The 21,177-nt window shown below is 43.1% G+C and carries 21 protein-coding genes; 5 read left to right on the plus strand and 16 right to left on the minus strand.

The window, feature by feature from the left end:
* Positions 1 to 63 precede the first annotated feature (63 nt).
* The 5 genes from dapC to B9T38_RS01210 form a co-directional block, all read right to left on the minus strand.
* On the minus strand, positions 64 to 1,233 hold the full coding sequence (gene dapC, locus B9T38_RS01190) for a succinyldiaminopimelate transaminase (RefSeq protein WP_086195036.1): 1,170 nt from the start codon (positions 1,231 to 1,233) through the stop codon (positions 64 to 66).
* A 25-nt stretch (positions 1,234 to 1,258) separates the two neighbouring features.
* Positions 1,259 to 3,925: a [protein-PII] uridylyltransferase gene (gene glnD / locus B9T38_RS01195; protein ID WP_086195037.1), complete on the minus strand. Its 2,667-nt coding sequence runs from the start codon at positions 3,923 to 3,925 to the stop codon at positions 1,259 to 1,261.
* A gap of 30 nt (positions 3,926 to 3,955) precedes the next feature.
* Positions 3,956 to 5,170: a formate-dependent phosphoribosylglycinamide formyltransferase gene (purT, locus tag B9T38_RS01200; RefSeq protein ID WP_171263134.1), complete on the minus strand. Its 1,215-nt coding sequence runs from the start codon at positions 5,168 to 5,170 to the stop codon at positions 3,956 to 3,958.
* Between the two features lie 170 nt (positions 5,171 to 5,340).
* Positions 5,341 to 5,688, minus strand: coding sequence for an L-valine transporter subunit YgaH (ygaH, locus tag B9T38_RS01205; RefSeq protein WP_086195039.1), 348 nt, complete (start codon positions 5,686 to 5,688; stop codon positions 5,341 to 5,343).
* On the minus strand, positions 5,678 to 6,433 hold the full coding sequence (locus B9T38_RS01210; protein ID WP_086195040.1) for an AzlC family ABC transporter permease: 756 nt from the start codon (positions 6,431 to 6,433) through the stop codon (positions 5,678 to 5,680). The genes ygaH and B9T38_RS01210 overlap by 11 nt, the downstream gene beginning before the upstream one ends.
* Before the next feature lie 104 nt (positions 6,434 to 6,537).
* Between B9T38_RS01210 and B9T38_RS01215 the strand changes: the two genes are divergently transcribed.
* The gene (locus B9T38_RS01215) at positions 6,538 to 7,017 is read left to right on the plus strand and encodes a hypothetical protein (protein ID WP_086195041.1); all 480 of its coding nucleotides are present in this window, start codon (positions 6,538 to 6,540) and stop codon (positions 7,015 to 7,017) included.
* A 224-nt stretch (positions 7,018 to 7,241) separates the two neighbouring features.
* Positions 7,242 to 7,421 carry a hypothetical protein gene (locus tag B9T38_RS16535; RefSeq protein ID WP_143222630.1) on the plus strand — a complete coding sequence of 60 codons (180 nt, stop codon included), beginning with the start codon at positions 7,242 to 7,244 and terminating at the stop codon, positions 7,419 to 7,421.
* A gap of 133 nt (positions 7,422 to 7,554) precedes the next feature.
* On the opposite strand, the gene B9T38_RS01220 is transcribed toward B9T38_RS16535, so the two are convergent.
* Positions 7,555 to 8,256, minus strand: coding sequence for a Crp/Fnr family transcriptional regulator (locus B9T38_RS01220; RefSeq protein ID WP_086195042.1), 702 nt, complete (start codon positions 8,254 to 8,256; stop codon positions 7,555 to 7,557).
* A 101-nt stretch (positions 8,257 to 8,357) separates the two neighbouring features.
* Here B9T38_RS01220 and B9T38_RS01225 point away from each other — a divergent pair, with 101 nt between their 5' ends.
* The gene (locus B9T38_RS01225) at positions 8,358 to 8,891 is read left to right on the plus strand and encodes an Mpo1 family 2-hydroxy fatty acid dioxygenase (RefSeq protein ID WP_086195043.1); all 534 of its coding nucleotides are present in this window, start codon (positions 8,358 to 8,360) and stop codon (positions 8,889 to 8,891) included.
* A 66-nt stretch (positions 8,892 to 8,957) separates the two neighbouring features.
* Here the strand turns inward: B9T38_RS01225 and ychF are convergent, their stop codons facing one another.
* The 8 genes from ychF to B9T38_RS01265 form a co-directional block, all read right to left on the minus strand.
* Positions 8,958 to 10,049: a redox-regulated ATPase YchF gene (ychF, locus tag B9T38_RS01230; RefSeq protein ID WP_086195044.1), complete on the minus strand. Its 1,092-nt coding sequence runs from the start codon at positions 10,047 to 10,049 to the stop codon at positions 8,958 to 8,960.
* 113 nt (positions 10,050 to 10,162) lie between these two features.
* Positions 10,163 to 10,822, minus strand: coding sequence for a methionine ABC transporter permease (locus tag B9T38_RS01235; protein WP_086195045.1), 660 nt, complete (start codon positions 10,820 to 10,822; stop codon positions 10,163 to 10,165).
* On the minus strand, positions 10,803 to 11,873 hold the full coding sequence (locus tag B9T38_RS01240) for a methionine ABC transporter ATP-binding protein (RefSeq protein ID WP_086195046.1): 1,071 nt from the start codon (positions 11,871 to 11,873) through the stop codon (positions 10,803 to 10,805). Before B9T38_RS01240 ends, B9T38_RS01235 begins: the two co-directional genes overlap by 20 nt.
* Positions 11,874 to 11,883: 10 nt before the next feature.
* On the minus strand, positions 11,884 to 12,720 hold the full coding sequence (locus B9T38_RS01245) for a MetQ/NlpA family ABC transporter substrate-binding protein (RefSeq protein WP_086195047.1): 837 nt from the start codon (positions 12,718 to 12,720) through the stop codon (positions 11,884 to 11,886).
* 11 nt (positions 12,721 to 12,731) lie between these two features.
* Entirely contained in the window at positions 12,732 to 13,562 is an 831-nt protein-coding gene (locus tag B9T38_RS01250; RefSeq protein ID WP_086195048.1) for a MetQ/NlpA family ABC transporter substrate-binding protein, read from the minus strand.
* A gap of 15 nt (positions 13,563 to 13,577) precedes the next feature.
* On the minus strand, positions 13,578 to 14,999 hold the full coding sequence (locus B9T38_RS01255; protein ID WP_086195049.1) for an LLM class flavin-dependent oxidoreductase: 1,422 nt from the start codon (positions 14,997 to 14,999) through the stop codon (positions 13,578 to 13,580).
* Positions 14,999 to 16,222 (minus strand): SfnB family sulfur acquisition oxidoreductase, encoded by a 1,224-nt coding sequence (locus tag B9T38_RS01260; RefSeq protein WP_086195050.1) that lies wholly within the window; start codon positions 16,220 to 16,222, stop codon positions 14,999 to 15,001. Before B9T38_RS01260 ends, B9T38_RS01255 begins: the two co-directional genes overlap by 1 nt.
* 11 nt (positions 16,223 to 16,233) lie before the next feature.
* Positions 16,234 to 17,436, minus strand: a complete 1,203-nt coding sequence (locus B9T38_RS01265) for an SfnB family sulfur acquisition oxidoreductase (RefSeq protein WP_086195051.1) — start codon at positions 17,434 to 17,436, stop codon at positions 16,234 to 16,236.
* 381 nt (positions 17,437 to 17,817) lie between these two features.
* Between B9T38_RS01265 and B9T38_RS01270 the strand changes: the two genes are divergently transcribed.
* Both B9T38_RS01270 and B9T38_RS01275 read left to right on the plus strand, forming a co-directional pair.
* The gene (locus tag B9T38_RS01270; protein ID WP_086195052.1) at positions 17,818 to 18,582 is read left to right on the plus strand and encodes a glutathione S-transferase family protein; all 765 of its coding nucleotides are present in this window, start codon (positions 17,818 to 17,820) and stop codon (positions 18,580 to 18,582) included.
* A 386-nt stretch (positions 18,583 to 18,968) separates the two neighbouring features.
* On the plus strand, positions 18,969 to 19,439 hold the full coding sequence (locus B9T38_RS01275) for an Lrp/AsnC family transcriptional regulator (protein ID WP_086195053.1): 471 nt from the start codon (positions 18,969 to 18,971) through the stop codon (positions 19,437 to 19,439).
* A 93-nt stretch (positions 19,440 to 19,532) separates the two neighbouring features.
* On the opposite strand, the gene B9T38_RS01280 is transcribed toward B9T38_RS01275, so the two are convergent.
* Both B9T38_RS01280 and B9T38_RS01285 read right to left on the minus strand, forming a co-directional pair.
* Positions 19,533 to 20,282, minus strand: coding sequence for a YebC/PmpR family DNA-binding transcriptional regulator (locus B9T38_RS01280; protein ID WP_086195054.1), 750 nt, complete (start codon positions 20,280 to 20,282; stop codon positions 19,533 to 19,535).
* A gap of 112 nt (positions 20,283 to 20,394) precedes the next feature.
* On the minus strand, positions 20,395 to 20,958 hold the full coding sequence (locus tag B9T38_RS01285) for a 1-acyl-sn-glycerol-3-phosphate acyltransferase (protein ID WP_086195139.1): 564 nt from the start codon (positions 20,956 to 20,958) through the stop codon (positions 20,395 to 20,397).
* Between the last annotated feature and the right edge of the window lie 219 nt (positions 20,959 to 21,177).

Consider the following 21,177-nt stretch of genomic DNA (forward strand, 5'->3'; position numbering starts at 1 on the left):
ATAAGCTAATCATCCACTGGTGAAACAGTGGATGATGCTTGATCTTATTGTCTCTTTAATTCATTAAAGAATGGCTTTCAGACGCTGAATGGCCTGTTCACATTGTGCGATATCGGCGACCAATGCCATACGGACATGATTTTCACCCGGATTGCCTTGCTCAGTATCACGTGACAGATAACGGCCAGGCAGGACTTTAATATGGGCTTTTTCCATCAGCATTTTGGCAAAAGCTTCATCATTGTCTACTTTTAACCAGTAATAGAAACCTGCATCCGGTTTTTTTAGTGGCAACAAGTGACCCAGCTCATTTTGGAATAATTCAAATTTGGCACGGTACAACTTACGGTTTTCTTCCACATGTGCTTCATCATCCCATGCCGCGATTGACGCCAGCTGGTGCTGAACCGGCATGGCAGCGCCGTGATAGGTACGGTATTGCAAATATGGTTTCAGTAAAGTTGCATCACCTGCTACGAAACCTGAACGCATACCCGGCAGGTTTGAACGCTTTGAAAGGGAATGGAACACGACACAGTTTTTGTAATCATCACGGCCGATTTCGGCACAGACTTCCAGTAAACCGACAGGGGCTTGATCAAACCACAGTTCCGAATAGCATTCATCTGAGGCAATGACAAAGTTATATTGGTCTGAAAGGGCAATTAGTTTTTTAAATTGCTCTTTGGACAATACAGCTCCTGTGGGATTGCCGGGTGTACAAACAAACAATAATGCCGTTTTTTCCCACACTTCTGCGGGAACTGCATCAAAATCACCCAGATAATTGTTTTCTTCTGTGCAATTAATGAAGTAAGGTTTGGCACCGGCAAGTAAAGTTGCGCCTTCATAAATTTGATAGAATGGATTCGGCATCACCACATAAGGCGCATCTTCACGGTTGACCAAAGCCTGAACAAAAGAAAAGATTGCTTCACGTGTTCCAGATACAGGTAAAACATGGTTTTCAGCGCTAATGCTATTCAGCTTGAAGCGACGTGTGAGCCAGTTGGCAATGCTTTGACGTAATTCAGGTAAGCCCTTGCTGTTCGGGTAAGTCGATAAATGCTGGAAGTTGTCAATAATGGCCTGTTTTACAAACTCGGGTGCCGGATGCTTCGGCTCACCAATTGATAAGGCAATAAGGGGTAAATTTGCAGTTTGGATATCCTGAAAAAGCTTATTTAACTTTTCAAAAGGATAAGGATGCAATAATGACAAACTTGAGTTCATGAAATCGATACCGCGTAAATTTAAGTTAGTGGTGACCAGAGACTAGACTTGAGGCTTCATCCAGAGCTGACTTCAATTGGGCAGCAAAAATTTCAGCTTCTGAATCAGTCATTGGCTTACCATCTTTTTTGGTGACAAAGAAAATATCTTCTGCACGCTCACCCAAGGTAGCAATTCTAGCAGAATGAATATCTAAACCCTGCATCATAAATAAACCACCTACTTTAGCAAGTAAACCCGGATGGTCGAGCGTTGCAATTTCAACCATGTTTTGCTGTAAAGCGGCATTCAGGGTGATATCCACGGTATTTTCAATATCAAAATGGCGTAACTGGCGTGGAATACGACGCTGCATTAAGCCCGGATATTTATCTGACTCGCTCAAAGCCTTGACCAATGCCTCAATGACCGTCTGTTCACGTTCCGGGTCGGTCAGCAAGGTGCCAAAACGGTCCAGCACCACATAGGTATCCAGACTAAAGGCCGTTGAGGCGGTGATAATCCGTGCATCCTGAACATCGAGATTCATCCGGTCCAGAATGGCGACAGTGGTGGCGAATAGATTCGGTTGATCCTGAGTGTAAATAAAGATCTGTACCGCATCTTGTGCCGACTGGCGATGGGCACGCATCAAGACCAGAGGTTCAGTGTTGTTGCCATGCTGCAAGATGGCACGGGTATGCCAGGCAATTTCATCGGCTGACTCTTTAATAAAATATTCATCGCCCAGTTCTTGCCAGACTTTTTCCACATCGGCCAGAGAGAAGTCATTGACCAATAATTCACTGGCAGCAAATTTGGTGTCTTCAATCAGCATTTGATAATCCACCGGATGTCCAAGACCGGTACGAATCACATCACGTGCATGGGTATAAAGTTGACGCATTAAGGAAGCACGCCAGGTATTCCAGAGTTTGGGGTTGGTCGCGTTAATATCTGCAACAGTTAAGGTATACAGATAATCCAGATGCTCCATATCACCGAGTTTTTCAGCAAAATCTTGAACTACATCCGGATCGGAAATATCTTTTTTCTGTGCAGTCATGGACATCAGTAAATGACTTTGAATCAGCCAGGCCACCAGATTGCATTCACGTTCGGTAAAGCCATGTTTCCGGCAGAATGCAATCGCATCTTCTGCACCCAGTTCACTATGGTCACCGCCACGGCCTTTGGCGATGTCATGGAACAAGGCTGCCAGATAAACAATGTCGCGACGGCGAAGACGTTGGAACACTGAACTGACCACCGGGAAATCTTTGGCAAATTCAGGTTCTTTAAAGCGGTTTAAATTACGCAGCAATAACAGGGTATGGGCATCTACGGTATAGATGTGGAACAGGTCATATTGCATCAGTCCCATAATTTGCCCAAAGGCTGGAATATAATTGCCGAGCACGCCATAACGTTTCATCGCCACCAGCGTATCATACAGGCGATGCGGTGAACGGATGATCGCCATAAACAGGGCTTGGTGTTCTGGGTTATCGCGATAATCTTGATTGATGCGTTTGGCTGCAAGGGTGAGCAGACGTAAAGTGCGGGCACGGATGCCTTCAATTTCAGGGCGATTTGCCAATAAATAGAAGATTTCCAGGATTGCACTGGGACGTTCCGAGAAAATTTTATGATGCTGTACCGCCAGTTTGCCATCGACCAGTTTGAAATTTTCGTTAATTTCTTCAATTTTACGTTCGTAGTTGGGCAAACGTGGGGTAATCACAGATTCATTAAAGTAAGCCAGCAGCATTTCATTTAAGGTGGATACCTGCTGTGCGCTACGATAATAACGCTTCATGAATTGTTCAATCGGATAATTCGGCGATTTATCTTCTTCACGTGTATAGCCAAACAGGGCTGCAATATCACGCTGATAATCGAACAATAAGCGGTTTTCATCGCGTTTGGTGAGGCGGTGCAGATGATGACGGATTTCCCATAAAAAGCTTTCAGCTTCTTCTAGCACACCCAGTTCGAACTCTGAAATAAAGCCTAAATGCACTAGGTCATAAATACGATTGACCCGGAAGTGACGTTTGGCAATCCAGCCAATCTGGTTGATATCGCGGATGCCTCCCGGCGCATTTTTAATGTCCGGTTCCAGGTTGCTTTCGGTATTGTTATGCTGAGCATAGCGCTTTGCCTGCTCATCCATTTTGGCATCAAAAAAGGTTTTGTCGGTCCAGGTTTGTGAAACAATACGGCGTGGCCATTTGGCCAAATGCCGGTTACCACTAATTAAACGCGATTCAATCAGCGCAGTCGCGACGGTCAAATCATTGGTGGCCTGTTCCACACATTCGTAAATGGTCCGTACACTAATACCGGGTTTGAAATTACCGACATCCCAAAGCGAGGAGATAAAAGTAGAAATCAGTTTTTCCTGCTCGGCAGTAATATCATCTTCCGATAAAATCATGATATCGACATCGGAATAAGGCAACATTTCCCGACGACCATAACCACCCACTGCAAACAGGCCCAGATCGGTCTGGTCAAGTTCAGCATGTCTCCAGAGAAACTCAAGGGCTTCATCAATCAAATGGGAGCGGGCCAAGATAATTTCCCGGATTGACTGTCCATTTTCAAAACTTTCCTGAAGCTGATTTTCAACATCGGTGCGCCATTGATTGATCGCCTGAATGTCATGGTTACTTTTAACGTAATTCAGCAGTGGAGAAGTATTGATCATGAACAGTGGTCCGTTAATAAGGTTACAAGTTTAGTTTTGTTGAACACTGACTTGAGACGCAGTCTCTAGTGCAAGTTTACGTGCCTGATCTGTTGTTTCAGCACGTGCAGTTGCGACCCCCATACGACGACGTTTAAAACCTTCGGGTTTACCAAAAAGGCGTAAATCGGTGTTTGGGTTGGCTAAAGCAAGATTTAAGCCAGAAAAAGACAAATTGCGATCATCAACGCCTGCATAAATGACGGCACTGGCTGCAACACTATGACGAGATGTATTTACCGGCAGACCTAAAATGGCACGTGCATGTAATTCAAATTCGCTCTGGAATTGCGATGCAAGGGTAACAAGCCCTGTGTCATGCGGACGTGGAGATACTTCACTAAACCATACTTTATCGCCTTTGACAAACAGTTCCACGCCGAAAATACCGCAGCCGCCTAAAGCAGCCGTGACTTTATGTGCAATGCGCTTAGCTTCTTCTAAAGCCACCGGAGTCATGGCCTGAGGTTGCCAGCTTTCGACATAATCGCCAGAGTCCTGACGGTGTCCAATCGCGTCGCAGTATTGGGTTTCGATTTCACCTGTTTCAGCATTTTTGGCACGAACTGTGAGCAAGGTAATTTCAAAGTCAAAATCGATTTGTGATTCCACAATCACTTTACCCTGATTGACCCGGCCACCGGTTTGCGCATATTCCCAGGCCGCATCGACTTCATCAAAGTTCTTAACTCGTGATTGTCCCTTGCCGGAAGAAGACATTACCGGTTTAACAAAGTTGGGATAGCCAATGTCATCACAGGCTGCACGGAATGATTCAATCGAGTCGGCAAAACGGTAAGCTGAGGTCGGCAAGCCCAGTTCTTCTGCTGCCAGACGGCGAATGCCTTCACGGTTCATAGTGAGGTTGACGGCTTTTGCTGAAGGAATCACGGTGGCAATATTTTGTTGTTCGATTTCAACCAGAACCTGAGTTGCGATGGCTTCAATTTCGGGCACAATCAGATTGGGTTTAATTTTTTCAATCAGCTTTTTGAGTTCTTCGGCATCGGCCATATTCAAGGTATAAGCATAATGCGCAACTTGCATCGCAGGAGCATGGTCATAACGGTCTGCTGCATGAACTTCTACACCTAAACGTTGCAGAGAAATCACCACTTCTTTACCTAGCTCTCCTGAACCTAATAACAAAACTTTAAAGGCAGAAGCTTGAAGGGGAGTACCAATAGTCACGCTCATGTAAATCATCCATGCTTGATTTTATGGACTTTTAGCATAGCAGAACTGATTGGTGAATTAAGCCCGGATTCACATAAAATAATGATATTGTCCAACAATTTTATTTATAAAGTGATCTCTAGCCTTAATTTTAACTCCCGCTAAGTCGCCCCTTTAAAAAGAGGAGACTTTTAAAACACTTAGAAGGAAACGGGCAGATAAGTGTAAATCAAACCATAGGTCAAGGCGGCGGTTAAAGTCGCTGGGACAATCTTCTTAAACTTAAAATATAGCCCGGTTAAGGTCAGGAAACCTACAAGCATGGCGAAGCTTTTATTGGGGCTTTCCATCAAGGGGGGGAGAGTTGCCACCACCAGCATGGAACTGATCGCGGCGATGCCAATACTGCCTAAAGCTATTCTGATCCAGACTGAGCCACGCTTTTGAGAATTTTGCCGACTTTTTTGAATGACATAAAACGGACCAAAACGCGAAGCAAAATTGGCAATGCCGACAATAATCCCGACCAGAATAATTTCAAGATTCATGGGCTTCTCCCAATGCATCATCATGCTGTTTTAAAACATAATGTTTAAATAAACCTGCCAGTATGCCGGATAAGATGCCAATAAAAATGGCTGCTGACAAATTAATGAAATAGCAGGCAATTGCCGAAACAATTAAACAGACCGTGACAATAAAGGTATGCTTCTTTTCAAAGGCAGCGAGCAGGAAGCTGAGGAATAAGGCTGGCAGCAAGAAATCCAAGGCGGCTTGTAAAAACTGTGGCAAGGCACTGACCTGGTCGGCAAACAGGCCGCCTAAAAATGAACCTAAAGCCCAGGACATCCAGCTAAACAGGCTCAAGCCCAGCATCCAGGATTCTGACCATTCCTGACGTCGTTGCGAGAGTTTAATCATTCCCGAGGCAAACACTTCATCGGTCAGGCCCCAAGCCCAGACGGCAGTTTTCTTTAAATTCAGCTTGTCCTGAATCAGGTTTTGTAGGGCCGGACCGTAAAGTACATGACGAATATCTAAAGCAATCACAGTGAGGGCAGTCATCCAGATGGATGTACCACTACCCAGTAAAGCCACGACCAGAAACTGGCTGGCACCGGCATACATGGAGCAGGATAGAAATAGTGCTTCCCAAGAGCTAAAACCGAACTGGCTGGCCGAAACACCAAAAGCAAATGAAACAGGAAGATAAGTAAAAATAATGGCTTGGCTGTCTTTAGCACCTTGCCAAAAGCCGGCAGCTTGAACTGGAGGGATTTTGTGCTCAGACACGACACACCTTTGCGGGAGAGTTGAACAACAGGTCAAATGATGATTGAGTATTGTACTCGAATTCACTAGCATAGTGCCGAATTGTTTATCTAAGCGAGCCTGATATGAGGATGTTGAAGACGCGTGGAATGCTGATTGTTTCTTTATTATGCAGTAGTGTTTTGCTACAGGCTTGTGGAAATAACAGCAAGAATACTGAAAAACCTGAAATTAAGCCGGCACCCAAGCTGACCAATGATGCCACCACTTATGCCAACGAAGCCTGGAAATTCATTAATCAGGTGGATGGTCTGGTCTATGCCAAAAAACTGGATGTATTGGAAGAACAGGTCCGTAAACCTGCACGCAAGCTCAGCACGGATTGGCGCATTAATGTCAAAATGACTGATTCCGTGACTGAAGGTAAATATGCGCTCTGCCGTAAAGCCCTGACCAGTCTGGAAATCTGGGCGCGTGAGACGATGGATCAATCTAGCTCAGTGGCCCAGAAACAGGCCGATTACGAACGTGATAAACAGCAATGTAAGGATGCGATTGAGCATCCGCAGCTGGGCAATACCGATCCGAAAAAGGTCGGAGTTTAAAAAATAAAAACGGGGCAAAGGCCTCGTTTTTTTATGCCTTAAATGTCATGGTATTTTCTTTTTGTTATAGTTTTAAAGAATTAGTAAGAGAATAAAACGATTATCTGATAAATATATAGAATTATCTTAAAATGATAAAATGTGTATAATAATGTGTGTTTTTATGATAAAAAATTCAATTTAATTCTAAATATATTTAACTTTAGTAGCGATCAGGAGTAATAATGATGTTAAATAAAGTGTTTTTATCTATAAGTATAGCTGTTGTTCTAAGCGCTTTGAGTAGTGTTACCACAGCTGCAGAGCCGCTACAAGCCATCCAGTCATCATCGGACAATGAATATGAAGTTGCGCCATGCACCAATGGTTTTGATGATGTCAATGTGTGCCAATTACGTTCATAAGCACGATGTGTAAAATAAATCCATCATCAGGCAAGTTATTCACCTGTCATGCTTGGCCGTAGAACAGCTGACACTGCAATGCTATACATCTCTGAATTATTTTCATGGTTTAAAATTTCATTCATCTTCCGATTTAAATATTGGGAAAGGCATGCGCAATGCGATGCAGTTTCGCTACATCTAAAATTTCAATTTTCTTAAAAGATACGCATAAAATATTTTGCTGTTCCAACGCTTGTAGTTCCTGATTGATGGTTTGTCGGGAGCAGGTCAGCATTTGTGCCAGTTGTTCCTGAGATAAATGAATGACATTCTTTTCAATACTTAAATGATTGCCATAGCCATTTAAAATAAACATCAGGCGTTGTGCCAAACGCTGGCTGATGCTTTGCGTTTGAATGGAAATCAGCTCCAAAAAAGCAAAGCGTAACTTTTGGCTGGTTAATTGTGCGATGTGATACCAAAAAACTGGGTGCTGTTGCAGCAGGGATTGTAGTGCGGTACTCGGTATATGCAGGATCAGGCTTTTCTGAGTTGCAATCGCATCGTGGGAACGGGGCTGGGCATCCACCAGCGAGATTTCACCAAACCACATAACCGGTTCTACAATGGCCGCCACAGCAGCTTTGCCATGAATGTCAATATAACCCAGGCGAACCGCACCTTCTAAAATGGCATAGATCCCATTAAATATATCTCCTGAACGGAAGATGCTTTGTTCCTTGTCAAAACGCTGCTGCACAGCACAGTTCACAATAAAATCCTTAAATAGCGCAGGCAATTGTGCAAACCAGATATTCTGCTCTAAATGTTTAATATAAATGGGTTCGAGCATTTTTATTCCTTTTTAATCTGAGTTGTCGGCTAGCTGACAACTTGTCCTGATATTTTTTTATATAGTGAAATGAAAATATAAGTCTAACAAGGAAGATGGTCATGACCAAATTAGAACAATTACTGAGCCAGTATGCCGCCTATCATCTGGACCAGAAAAATATTTATACTCACTTTATTGGTATTCCATTGATTGTATTTTCAATCATGTGTCTGACTGCACGTGCCGGTGTGGTCATTTCAGGTGTCGAGCTGACGCTGGCTTTAGCATTACTATTGGCAAGTACAGTGTATTATCTCAGTCTGGACCGCATCTTTGGCCTGATCATGTTGCTCATCTATGCGCTTGCTTATCCATCTGCTTACAGGATTGCGCAGCTGGATATGACTGTCTGGTTAAGCCTGAGCATTGGCATTTTTGTGGTGGGATGGATATTCCAGTTTGTGGGCCATTTTTATGAAAAGAAAAAACCGGCTTTTATGGATGATGTGATTGGTCTGGCGATCGGCCCTTTATTTGTTCTGGCTGAAATGGTGTTTATGTTTGGGTTTCGAAAAGAGCTGGAGCAACGTATGCTGGCAGAAGCTCGTAAGCAACGCGCTGTAATGGATGCCAAGACCGTTAATCTAAACTGAAAACAGCTCTAAATAAAAAAGCCAGCATCATGCTGGCTTTAAACTGTTTTGAAACGTCAGAATGGTTTAAACGTTAAAACGGAAGTGCAGCACGTCACCGTCCTGAACCACGTAAGTCTTACCTTCCAAACGCCATTTACCGGCTTCTTTCGCGCCAGCTTCGCCGTTGTATTGTACGAAGTCATCATAAGCAATACATTCAGCACGGATAAAGCCTTTTTCGAAGTCAGTATGAATCACGCCCGCTGCTTGAGGCGCCGTCGCACCGACTTTTACTGTCCAGGCACGAACTTCCTGTACACCTGCAGTGAAGTAAGTCTGTAAGCCAAGCAGGCTGTAACCGGCACGAATCACGATGTTTAGGCCTGGTTCTTCCATGCCCATCGCTTCTAAAAATTCAGCGCGGTCTTCATCTTCAAGCAATGAAATTTCGGCTTCAATTTGGTTGCACAGTGGAACCACAATCGCATTTTCTTCAGCAGCCAATTTTTTAACGGCTTCCAGATGCGGGTTGTTTTCAAAACCATCTTCAGCCACATTGGCAATATACATGGTTGGTTTTAAAGTCATTAAACCGAAACCACGTACCAGTTTACGTTCATCATCATCCAGATTGGCTGCACGGGCAGGTTTGCCTTCATCTAGTAACGGTAAAATTTTGTCTAGTACCGCTTTGGTCGCAACAGCATCTTTGTCGCCCCCTTTTGCAGATTTAGCCAAACGCGTAACCGCTTTAGTCACAGTTTCCAGATCAGCCAGTGCAAGTTCTGTATTGATGGTTGCAATATCATCCAGAGGATCAATCTTACCGTTTACATGAATCACGTTTTCATCTTCAAAACAACGAACCACGTGTGCAATCGCATCGGTTTCACGGATGTTGGCCAGGAACTGGTTACCCAGACCTTCACCTTTAGATGCACCTGCAACCAGACCGGCAATATCCACAAATTCCATCGTGGTTGGAAGCACGCGTTGTGGTTTAACGATTTCCGCAAGTTTGTCCATGCGTAGGTCAGGTACAGGCACGATACCGGTGTTTGGTTCGATGGTACAGAACGGGAAATTTTCTGCAGCAATAGCAGCTTTAGTCAATGCATTGAAAAGTGTAGATTTACCAACGTTCGGCAAGCCGACAATACCGCAATTAAAACCCATAAAATGACTCACAATGTGTTATTTAAAAATTGCCGCTGATTTTACATGAAAGCCATGACAAAGTCAGGTCATGGCTGAATGCTTTGTTGAAAACTCATAAAATGGATAGGGATTTAAATTTTACGTTTATCAAGCTGGCTGGAGATGGAATCGCCTGTGGCCTGTACCAGCATGACCAGAATCACCAGCACGACAATCACGGCCAGCATAATCTGCATGTCAAAACGCTGATAACCATAACGATAGGCAATATCGCCTAAACCACCTGCGCCAATGGCACCGGCAATCGCCGATGAGTTGATCATGGTCACCAAGGTCACGGTAAAGCCTGCCACAATCCCGGGCAGGGCTTCAGGTAGCAGCACATGCCAGATGATCTGCTTGCGGTTACAGCCAATCGCTTGGGCGGCTTCAATCAGACCCTGATCGACCTCGCGTAAACTGACTTCTGCAATGCGGGCAAAGAAAGGTGTGGCTGCCAAGGTTAAAGGCACTACCGCAGCCCAGACCCCATAACTGGTACCGACAATCCAGCGGGTGAGTGGAATGAGCGCTACCATTAAAATTAAAAACGGTACTGAACGGGTAATGTTAACCACCCAGCCTAAAGCCTGATTGATGCTTTTGGACGGATAGATGCCATGTTCGGAAGTGCTGACCAAAATGACCGCGATGGGCAAGCCAATGATAAAGGCAACAAGCGCAGATACCCCCACCATCAATAAAGTGTCAATTATGCCTGTAAGTAATAAATCAATGAGCTGGTCGTGCATAGCCAATGACCTCAATCTGTGCAATGTACTGTTTTAATTTCTGCTGGAGTAGTGTGGTATTTATATGCAGATCGGGGATTGCCACAATAAAACTGCCAACCAGATGGTTCTGGATGCTATCGATATGACTCTGATAGAGATGAACTGGATTATCGAACTGCTCGAAAATCACTTTCAAATCTGGTGAATACTGAACACTAGAGGCATAACGTAATTTTAAAATGCTATGTGAACTGTCGGCAATAATCTCTGGCGTTATCGCAAAAGGTAATTCCAGCTGTTCCAGATTCAGCAATTCCTGAGTAATCTGCTGCTGTGGATTAGAAAAGACCGACCAGACTTCACCCGCTTCGACAATTTCGCCATGTTCAATGACTACCACCTGATCACAAATTTCACGAATGACCTGCATTTCATGAGTAATCAGCACAATGGTGATGCCGAGCTTCTGATTGATTTCCTTGAGCAGAGACAGCACCACAGAAGTGCTTTCCGGGTCCAGGGCAGAGGTTGCTTCGTCACACAGCAAAATTTCTGGATGGTGAACCAGCGCCCGGGCAATCCCGACACGCTGCTTTTGTCCGCCGGATAACTGGGACGGATAGTTGTGTGCTTTTTCACTCAAACCGACCAGTTGCAGGACTTCATTGACCCGCGCTTCAATCTCGTGTTTGTTATAGTTGGCGACTTTTAGCGGCAGGGCAACATTTTCCCAAACGGTCTTGGCCGACATTAAATTAAAGTGCTGGAAGATCATGCCAATGCGCTGTCTGAGCTGGATCAGTTCAGCATGTTTCAGTTCAGCCAGATCCTGCTGGTGAATGTGAATATGTCCTTCACTGATCTGCTCCAGACCATTTAAAGTACGCAGCAAGGAAGATTTGCCTGCGCCACTTTTGCCGATAATGCCAAAAATTTTGCCTTCCGGAATATCCAGGTTGATGTTTTTCAAGGCATGTACAGATTGTCCTTGTACTTCATAATATTTATTCAGGTTTCTGATCTTGATATGGGGAACAGAAAAGTCCACCTGTGAACCAAAACTCACCATTTTATTCTCCTTATTTCCAGCCTTCAAACCACATGCCCGTACCAAAATCCCGGTCTAAAATTGTTTTTACTTTTGCAGAGTTCTGGAAAGCTTTGACAAAGGTTTCGAGTTTTTTATCGTGATCGACATAATCTTTTCGGGTCACAAAAAGAATGGCGTATTTCTTATCCACCGGGTCTAAAAACAATGCACTGTGAGGATCGGCTTTTTTCGCCATATTTAAGTAATGCGGAAAACCAAAAATCAAATCTGCATCGTCATAGGCAAGAGCCGTTTGCGGACCTTCTACTTCTAAAAATTTAAGCTGTTTTGGATTGGCCACAATATCTTGCAGGGTTGATAGCTCATTATGGATATCTTTGATTTGAATCAGACCAGCACGATGCAGCAAAATCAATGCACGAGCCGAGTTTACAGGATCACTGGGAATCACCACACGTGCATTTTTGGGCAAGGCATCTAAGGATTTATATTGCTTGGAATACAAACCGACATGGCTGCCACTGCCTATGCCAAAAGCATGCAGGTCATAATGGGTTTGTTGAACCGCATTCTTTAAAAATACGCTTTGCTGGAAAAAGTTGGCATCAATATCGCCATTTTGCACCGCAACATTGGGAGCCTGCCAGTCTGAAAATTCTACCAGTTTGACATGAATGCCATCTTTCTCTACTTCTTTTGCAACCGTTTGTAATAGTTCCGCATAAGGTGGACTAATACCAATCGTCAGGACATTATCCTGTTGCAGGTTTTGCACATAACGATAGGTTATTAATCCTGCAATAATGATAACGACAGTCAGGCCAATCAGCAGTTTTTTTAAATTTAGTTTGGAAACTTGAGACATGATTTAAGCCCTTATTTCCAGCCCGGGAACCAGAGTTTGGCACCGAAATCTGCATCCAAAGCCTGTTTCACTTTTGGCGAGTTTTGATAGATCTCGACAAATTTTTTCAGCTTGTCGTTTTTATCTTGGTAATCCTCACGCACGGCAAACAGGATGGCATAACGGTTATCCTTGTTAGAGTCAAATAACAGCGCCTGTTCAGGATCAGCTGTTTTGGCTAAACGTAAGTAATGCGGATAACCAAAAGCCAGATCGACTTCATCAATGGCACGCGCGGTTTGTGGACCTTCGACTTCAACAAACTGCAAGTTTTTCGGATTGGTTGCGATGTCTTTCAGGTTAGACAGATGGTTTTTAGGGTCTTTCAGGGTGATCAGTTTTGCCTGTTGCAATAAAAGTAGAGCACGGCCTTGGTTTACAGGATCGTTTGGAACCACAACCTTCGCACCATCTTTTAACTCATCAAAGCTTTTGATTTTTTTGGAATACAAACCCACATGTGTGGCGGCACCTTTGGCAAAGGCTTTGATCTTAAAGTCAGTTTCTTTTTTGGCATTATCCAAAAAGGGTTGATGCTGGAAGAAATTGGCATCAATATCACCGTGATTCAGGGTAATGTTGGGCGTATTCCAGTCGGAAAATTCCACCAGTTTGACATTCAGGCCTTGCTGTTTGGCCTCGACTGCTGCCACCTGTAAAGGCTTGGCAAATGAAGGGCTAATGCCAATCACCAGTTCATCAGAAGCTGATTTCTTTTGTTGATTCCAGACCACCAGTCCAATAATCACGGCGGCAATAATCACCCCAATAATGGTGAATTTGGTTTTCGCTGTTTGTGCCATGTTGCACCTCAAAATTTATGCGGATTGTTTTTGCTTTAAGTTGGAGTTCGAAGTTGAGGCGGAGCTTGGACATCGAAATTGCTGAACTGGGTGTGAGGTCGACAGGCGATCTCCCTGATTAAACAGTTTGTGTCTTAAACTGCCGTGTTCGTAGGCTGTTTTATAACGGCCGCGCTGCTGTAATTCAGGAATAACCAGACGGATAAAGTCATGGTGTGATTCAGGGGCAACGGTGCGGGTCAGGTTAAAGCCATCAATACCGGTTTCATCGATCAGCTGAATCAGTTTTTCAGCCACAGTTGCACCACTCCCGACAATCAGGGGATAACGGCCGCCTAATACATGCTGGGCTTTTAAATCATTTTTACTGATGCGCTGTTCTTTAAATTTATTGTTGACTGATGCAATACTGTTGGTCTTTTGGTAAGGGATCGCTTCATCATCGGCAAATTTGGACAGATCAATGCCGACAGAACTGGAGAAATGTGCCAGACCCGCTTCAGGACTGGCATAAGAACGATATTCATCCAGCTTTTGCTGCGCCAGTTCATCAGTTTCCGCAGTCACCACGGTAATGCCGACAAAGATTTTAATATCTTCAGGATGACGTCCTTGATCGGTGGCTTGCTGACGAATCTGATCGACCTGCTTTTTGATTTTTGCAGGCTGATCACCACCAATAAACATGCCTTCCGCATGCTGGGTGGCAAAGGCCATTCCACGCGGTGAAGCACCAGCCTGAAATAACACTGGTGTGCGCTGAATGGAGGGTGAAACCTGAAATACGCCTTGGCTTTGGTAAAACTGTCCCTGATGATTGACCTGATGTACTTTGGCAGGATCGGTAAATATTCGGTTTTTCTTGTCTTTTACAACGGCATCATCTTCCCAGGAACCTTCCCAGAATTTATAGCAAAGTTGTACAAACTCTTCGGCTTGCTCATAGCGCAGGTCATGGTCTTTAAGACCTTTTTCACCAATTAATCGCTGTGCGCTGTCCAGATAACCGGTGACAATATTCCAGCCAATACGGCCCTGGGTCAGGTGATCCAGACTGGCAAAACGGCGAGCGAATTGATACGGCGATTCATAACTTAAATTCACCGTGACCCCAAAGCCGAGATGCTGGGTCACCGCTGCCATGGCAGAAACCAGAGTACTGGGGTCATGACTCGGCAACTGAATCGATTCTTTTAAAGTCAGGTCAATATTGTTTTGATAGACATCATACACCCCGGTAATGTCGGCAATAAACAGGCCGTCAAACAGGCCTTGTTCCAGGGTTTGGGCTAAATCTGTCCAGTAACTCAGCTCATTAAAATGCTGCGACTCATCACGCGGATGGGCCCATAATCCGTGATTGATATGGCCGACACAGTTCATGTCAAAAGCATTTAGCAAGATTTTCTTGGCTACAGATTGTGATGCTGTTGTCATTACAATGTCCCCCGGCGCGGTGGTAGTACGCCATTTAAAATATGATTTGCAATGAAATAATATTTCCAGCGTGATGCATCATGCAGGGTGTGTACGCGGGCATTGCGCCAGAAGCGGTCCAGACCATCTTCGCGCTGGCTACCACGGCTACCGGCCAGTTCAATCAGTTTGGATGATGCTTTTAAGGCAGTTTCGGTACTGTGTGCACGTACTTTGGCCACATCTAACGATGCTTTGGCGATATTTTCTGCGGTCGGTGCAGGTCTGGCGGCATCAATTGAACGGGCGGCCTGTTTTAGTAACACTTCAGAGGCACGTACATCGGCGACAATCCGTCCCAGTTCGAACTTTGTCAGTGGGTCATCGGTGGCTTGATCGACGCCAGAATCAATCCACGGACGGGCCTGACGCACACGGTTTAAAGTTTCTTCAAAGGCGGCACGGGCAATACCGGTTTCAATAGAGGCATGCAGCAATTGAGCAAATGGACCGGAGATGGTTGGCTCTGAATAGGCAATATCAAATGGCACTACATCTTCAGCCAGCACTTGCACATTATTGAATTTCACTGTGCCGCTGCCTGTGGTACGTTGCCCGAAACCACTCCAGTCGTCGATTAAAGTCAGACCTTCGCTATTACGCGGAACAAAAGCCAGGAATTGCTGATCCTGTTCATTGACCACCAGTGTGGGAATGCGATGGGCAAATAAACTGCCGGTGCAATAAAACTTTTCACCATTAATCACATAGCCCTGATCAGTTTTGCGTATCGCGGTTTGGCGTTGTGCAGCGGTTTTGGTTTTAAACTCGGCAAGGGCATTGCCAAAGCGGGCACCTTTTAACACTTCAGCATAGAGTTTCTGTTTTTGCTGTTCGGTGCCGCTATTACGCAGAATCTCCAATCCATAAAAATGGTTTTGCGGAATCTGGCCAATGGAACCATCTATACCACTCATTAGTGCAATCACTTGCGCTACAGTATAGCTAGAGACCTCTGCACCACCATACTGTTTTGGGACGGTAATGGCCCAGAGTCCAGACTGGCTATAGGCTTCGATTTCTTCAAAAGGCAGGATGCGTTCAGCATCGCGCTGCACAGCTCCTGCTTTGAACTGTTGCGCTAGATTGCATGCAATTTCTAGCGCTTCTGCATCGGACTGAATAACATGTGCATGCGCCAACTGTTCGGGATGAAATGAAATAATGTTTTGATATGAAGTCATGACAAATATCCTTAAATCCAGGCGTGGCGGGCAGGGAGTGTATGATTGAGGTAGTAATCCCCAAGCGCATGTAGCTTCCAGCGCACCGGATCATGCAGGGTATGCACACGGGCATTGCGCCAGTGCTGGTCCAGGTTGTGCTGACTCAGGCTGGAGCGGCTACCGCCAAGTTCCAGTAATTTTTCCGAGATATGCAGTGCAGCATCATTGGCATAAATCTTGGCTTCAGCGACTAAAATAGAGGCTTTGGCCGCCTGTTCTTCAGTCACTGATTGCAGTTGATCCAGCTCATCCAGATATTCAGCTGCTTCATCAAGCAGCAAAATGGCAGCATCCAATAGCACCGTAGACTTGCCAACTTCCTGCAAGGTATAGTGTTCAAAGCTGGCTTTTTCCACTTGTGCATCGACAATCGGGCGGGCTTTATGCACCGCCGTCACGGTATCAGCAAAGGCCGCTTCAGCAATACCGACATCAATGGCAACCTGTAATAATTGTGAATACGCACCGCGGTAATTGGGCTGACTGGAAAGCAGGCGTTCATCAAAAATCAGTAGCGGATCAACTTCAACATGCTCAAGTCTGACTGTGCCACTTGAAGTGGTACGCTGCCCAAAGCCATTCCAGTTATCAATCACTTTCACGCCTTTGGCCTGAGCATTGACGATAGTCAGTACTACATAACCTTCTGGATGAATAGCTTTAATCGCCAGCCAGTGAGCAAAACAGCTGCCCGTTGAATAGAATTTTTCGCCATCGACAAAATAACGCCCATTTTCAAACGTTAATGTAGTCGCCAGGGTTTTGGTATCTTTGGTATTACGTTCCGGCCCACCATTGGCTAAGCGTTTACCTTGTAAAATTTCTTGATAAATAAACTGTTTTTGCTGCTCTGTACCCATCATTTGGATCATATTTAATAGCGCAATCTGATTTTGTGGGATTTGTCCTACACTGGAATCGGCCTTATTCAGAATGCGGAATACATGTGCCAATGTTTTATTGGAAACGAAAGCACCACCAAATTGCTTTGGAATACGAATACCACCTAAGCCTTTCTGGCTGAACAGATCAATTTCAGCAAAAGGCAATAAACGCTGTTGATCACGTTCATTGCGACCTTCCAAAGCAAAATCTGCGACATGATACGCAGCATGAATAGCTTCAAGATCGTTTTCAATTACATGAACATTTTCAGAAATTAAACGAGACATAATGACACCTTAAATCGATATCAGAACGCTACAAGTAATTCAGTTCAAAATTAAGCAATTGCTTTTGCAAAGCTTATGAAAAATCCTGTTTAAGATAAAAACTGCAAGATTTTTATTTATTTTGCATATATTAAGTGTTTAAAAAACAACATGATTTGAATTTTTTTAAACATTTATTTTTTGAAGTTTATGGGTTTATATCTGCTTTAAAGATAATCAAGACAAAAAAATGTATAAAAATAAAAAGCGTATGACTAATAGTACCAAGATGATATTTTGGATAAAAAGCGCATTGTAATTCCCAGATAGGGTGACTAAAGTATCCGACTGAATTAGATGGTTTTGACTTGGCAGAACTAAAAAAATAAAAGCGGAGTTTTTATGCGAATTTTATACCAGTTTCCTTTATCTCATTTTTGTGAAAAAGCGCGCTGGTTGCTCGATCATAAAGAGTTGGAGTATGTCGCACAAAATTTGGTGCCAGGTGTACATCGTGCCTTTGCACAGCTAAAAACAGGGCAGAACAAATTGCCTATTTTACGTGATCAAGATCTTTGGATTGCCGACTCGACTGAAATAGCCTTATATCTGGATGAGGTATATCCGGAACACTCTTTATTGCGTGCCGATTCACAACAACGTCACTTGGCTTTGGAAATCAATGGACTTGCTAACGAACTGGGTAGGCATGTACGCCGTTGGGGGCTTGCCCATACCTTGTCGGAAAGTGAAGAATCCTTAGATATTTTAATTGGTGAAAAGGGCTATCTACGCCAGTTTGAAAAATATTCCAAACCCCTTATCAAAGCCTTACTTTCCAAAGGCTATCAACTAAATGCAGACAAAGTGGCCGAATCTAAACAGCAGATGGATAATATCATCCAGAATTTAAATGCAAGATTGATAGAGAATTATGGGCGTTATTTTGTCAGTGAACGTCTTGGTCTTGCTGATATTGCAGTCTGTTCGATGCTTGCACCAATTCTAGAAATTCCTGGGACACCTTGGGAAAAAGAACAGGGCGAAACTTTATCTGAAGAATTTCGACAGTATAAAGAACATTTAATGGCATTACCCTTGGGACAATATGTGCTGCGTATCTATCACACTGAACGGAATGCACGGGTCGATTGGCGTGGAGTTTAAAAGCCAGCGATAAAAATACGCACTCTATAGCGCGTATTATTGCAAATCAAATGACTGTATTTTTTGGTTTTGGTCGATCATCTTCCTTTTAATCTATTTCTATTCAAATATAAAAGATGAGTGATAATCCGGAGCAGGATACTTGACTGGATGAGTGTTAAATTCGATATCAGTTTTTAATATATAATTAAAATTACCATTGAGTGTTTTTTATTTTTGAATGGCTTAGGGTACTTTAAGTAGGCATCAAGATCTTTCTTTATAAGCTGGAAGGCTTATGGAAAATATTTTCATAATCTTAAAATTTTGTGAAAAATAAATAATTGCTATATCACAAAGCTAATGTAATATTTTGCGTAGCTATCGATTATTGAAAAGAGTACAAAATGGAACTAGATCGTTTTGATAAACAGATTCTTGAAATATTGAGTCATGAAGATGTCAACTTAAATGAGCTTTCGGAACGTATTAATCTGTCTGTGAGTTCGGTTCATCGACGGATCAAGCATCTGATTGAGGCCAATATCATGACCCATTTAAAGCGTGATATTAACTATGCCAAGCTGGGTTTCAGTTTACATGTGCTCTTGCAGGTGTCTTTAAATAAACATGATACGGATACTTTTGCCAAGTTTTTAGAAGAACTGGAAAGCATTCCTGAAGTCATTAAGGCTTTTTTAGTGACCGGGCAATCCGCCGACTTTATTGTCGAAGTGGTGGCTAAAGATATGGAAAACTATAGTGAAATTCTGTTAAAACGCATCGGTAAAATTGAGCATGTGGTTGCATTACATTCCAGTTTTGTGATTAAGGAATACAAGGTATTGAATTGTAGTGGCTTACTGAACCGGGTTTGAAATTATAGTTTAGGTAGCAGTTTTATATAAAAATGACTTTAAAGCACATAAAAAAACGCACCCTCAGGTGCGTTTTTTTATGTGGAAAAAGAATTAATCATCTAATTGAGCTAACACTTCTTCTGTGAATTCAACGTTGGTATAAACGTTTTGAACATCATCCAGATCTTCAAACATATCAATCATTTTGACGATTTTTTTCGCTTGATCGATATCTGAAATTAAGGCTTTAGTTGAAGGGTTCATCACAACTTCAGCATTGTCAGATTTAAGACCGGCAGCGGCTAAAGCATCTTGAACTGTACCAAAACTTTCTGGAGTGGTAATGACCAAGATTTCATCTTCATCAACTTCAATATCTTCAGCACCGGCTTCTAAAGCCACATCCATGATTTGATCTTCTAAAGAAACATCTTCAAAAGTAATCTCACCGCGTTTAGTAAACATATAAGCAACTGAGCCAGCAGTACCTAAGTTACCATCAGTTTTAGAGAAACAGTGACGAACATCAGGCACAGTACGGTTTAAGTTATCAGTCATTGTTTCAATAATAACCGCAACACCTCCTACACCATAACCTTCATAAGTGATTTCTTTTAAATCGGCATTTTCTTCACCGCCAACACCGCGCTGGATTGCACGGTTGATGGTATCACGTGTCATATTTGCGACTAATGCTTTTTCAACGACAGCACGTAAACGTGGGTTAGACGCAACATCACCGCCGCCTAAACGGGCAGCTGTAACAATTTCACGAATGAATTTTGTGAATACTTTAGCGCGGCTCGCATCTTGTTTTGCTTTACGATGCTTAGTATTAGCCCACTTGGAATGACCCGCCATGCGAAATATGCTCCTTGTAGATTGGCCTTATGCCTATCAGATTGTGCAAATTCTACCATAAGCCCTTTTTTCTTAGAAAGAGCTAGATTTTGAGTTTTTAAACAAATAGCAACTAGTTTTTAGGTTCAGGGATCACAATATCCAGTCCAACTTTTTCTCTGTAAAGCTGTTTTAACAAAGCCAGGTCGTGATTAATTTCTGTTGGATAAATCTTGCCTAAAATACCACCTTCTTTGGTTTGAGAATTGGCATACATTAAAACAATAGGCACACCAGCGGCTTTGGCAATATACCAAAAACCTGTACGGATGGGCTTTCTAGATTCACCCGTTTTGGCACGGGTCGCTTCAGGTGCAATCACCAGATTGAATTTTTCATTCTGCTGAAAATGCTCAACCATAAGTGAAACAATATCCTGATTTGCTTTTCGATCAACAGAAATTCCCCCAATAGCTTCTAATAAAGGCTTCATGGGACCTTTAAATAATTCTTTTTTAATCAGGGTATGAATTTTTATATCATAAATCTGGAATAGTGCCAGTGAAAGCACGGCATCCATCATGGATGTATGTTCAAATCCAACAATAACCTGCTTATCTTCAAGTACATCTGGTTCAACATGATATTTCCATCCTGCAAGTTTAAATGCAGATTCACCGATAAATTTTTTTAACATGAATGTAGGGGATATTTGACTATATGAAAGTGGGCTAATTTCTGCCTGTTCTTGTATGTAGTCAAGTGTTAATGAATTAAAAATAACCAAATGGATACGCATTATATGATGGATGAAATATGTGTATTAATTGCTTTTATATATTAAATCTTAAGCTTAAAGATGTAACATGTATCAAGTTATATAAAATAAGACTAAATAATGACTATTCAGATGAAA

Source organism: Acinetobacter sp. ANC 4218 (assembly GCF_002135245.1).
Taxonomy (GTDB): domain Bacteria; phylum Pseudomonadota; class Gammaproteobacteria; order Pseudomonadales; family Moraxellaceae; genus Acinetobacter.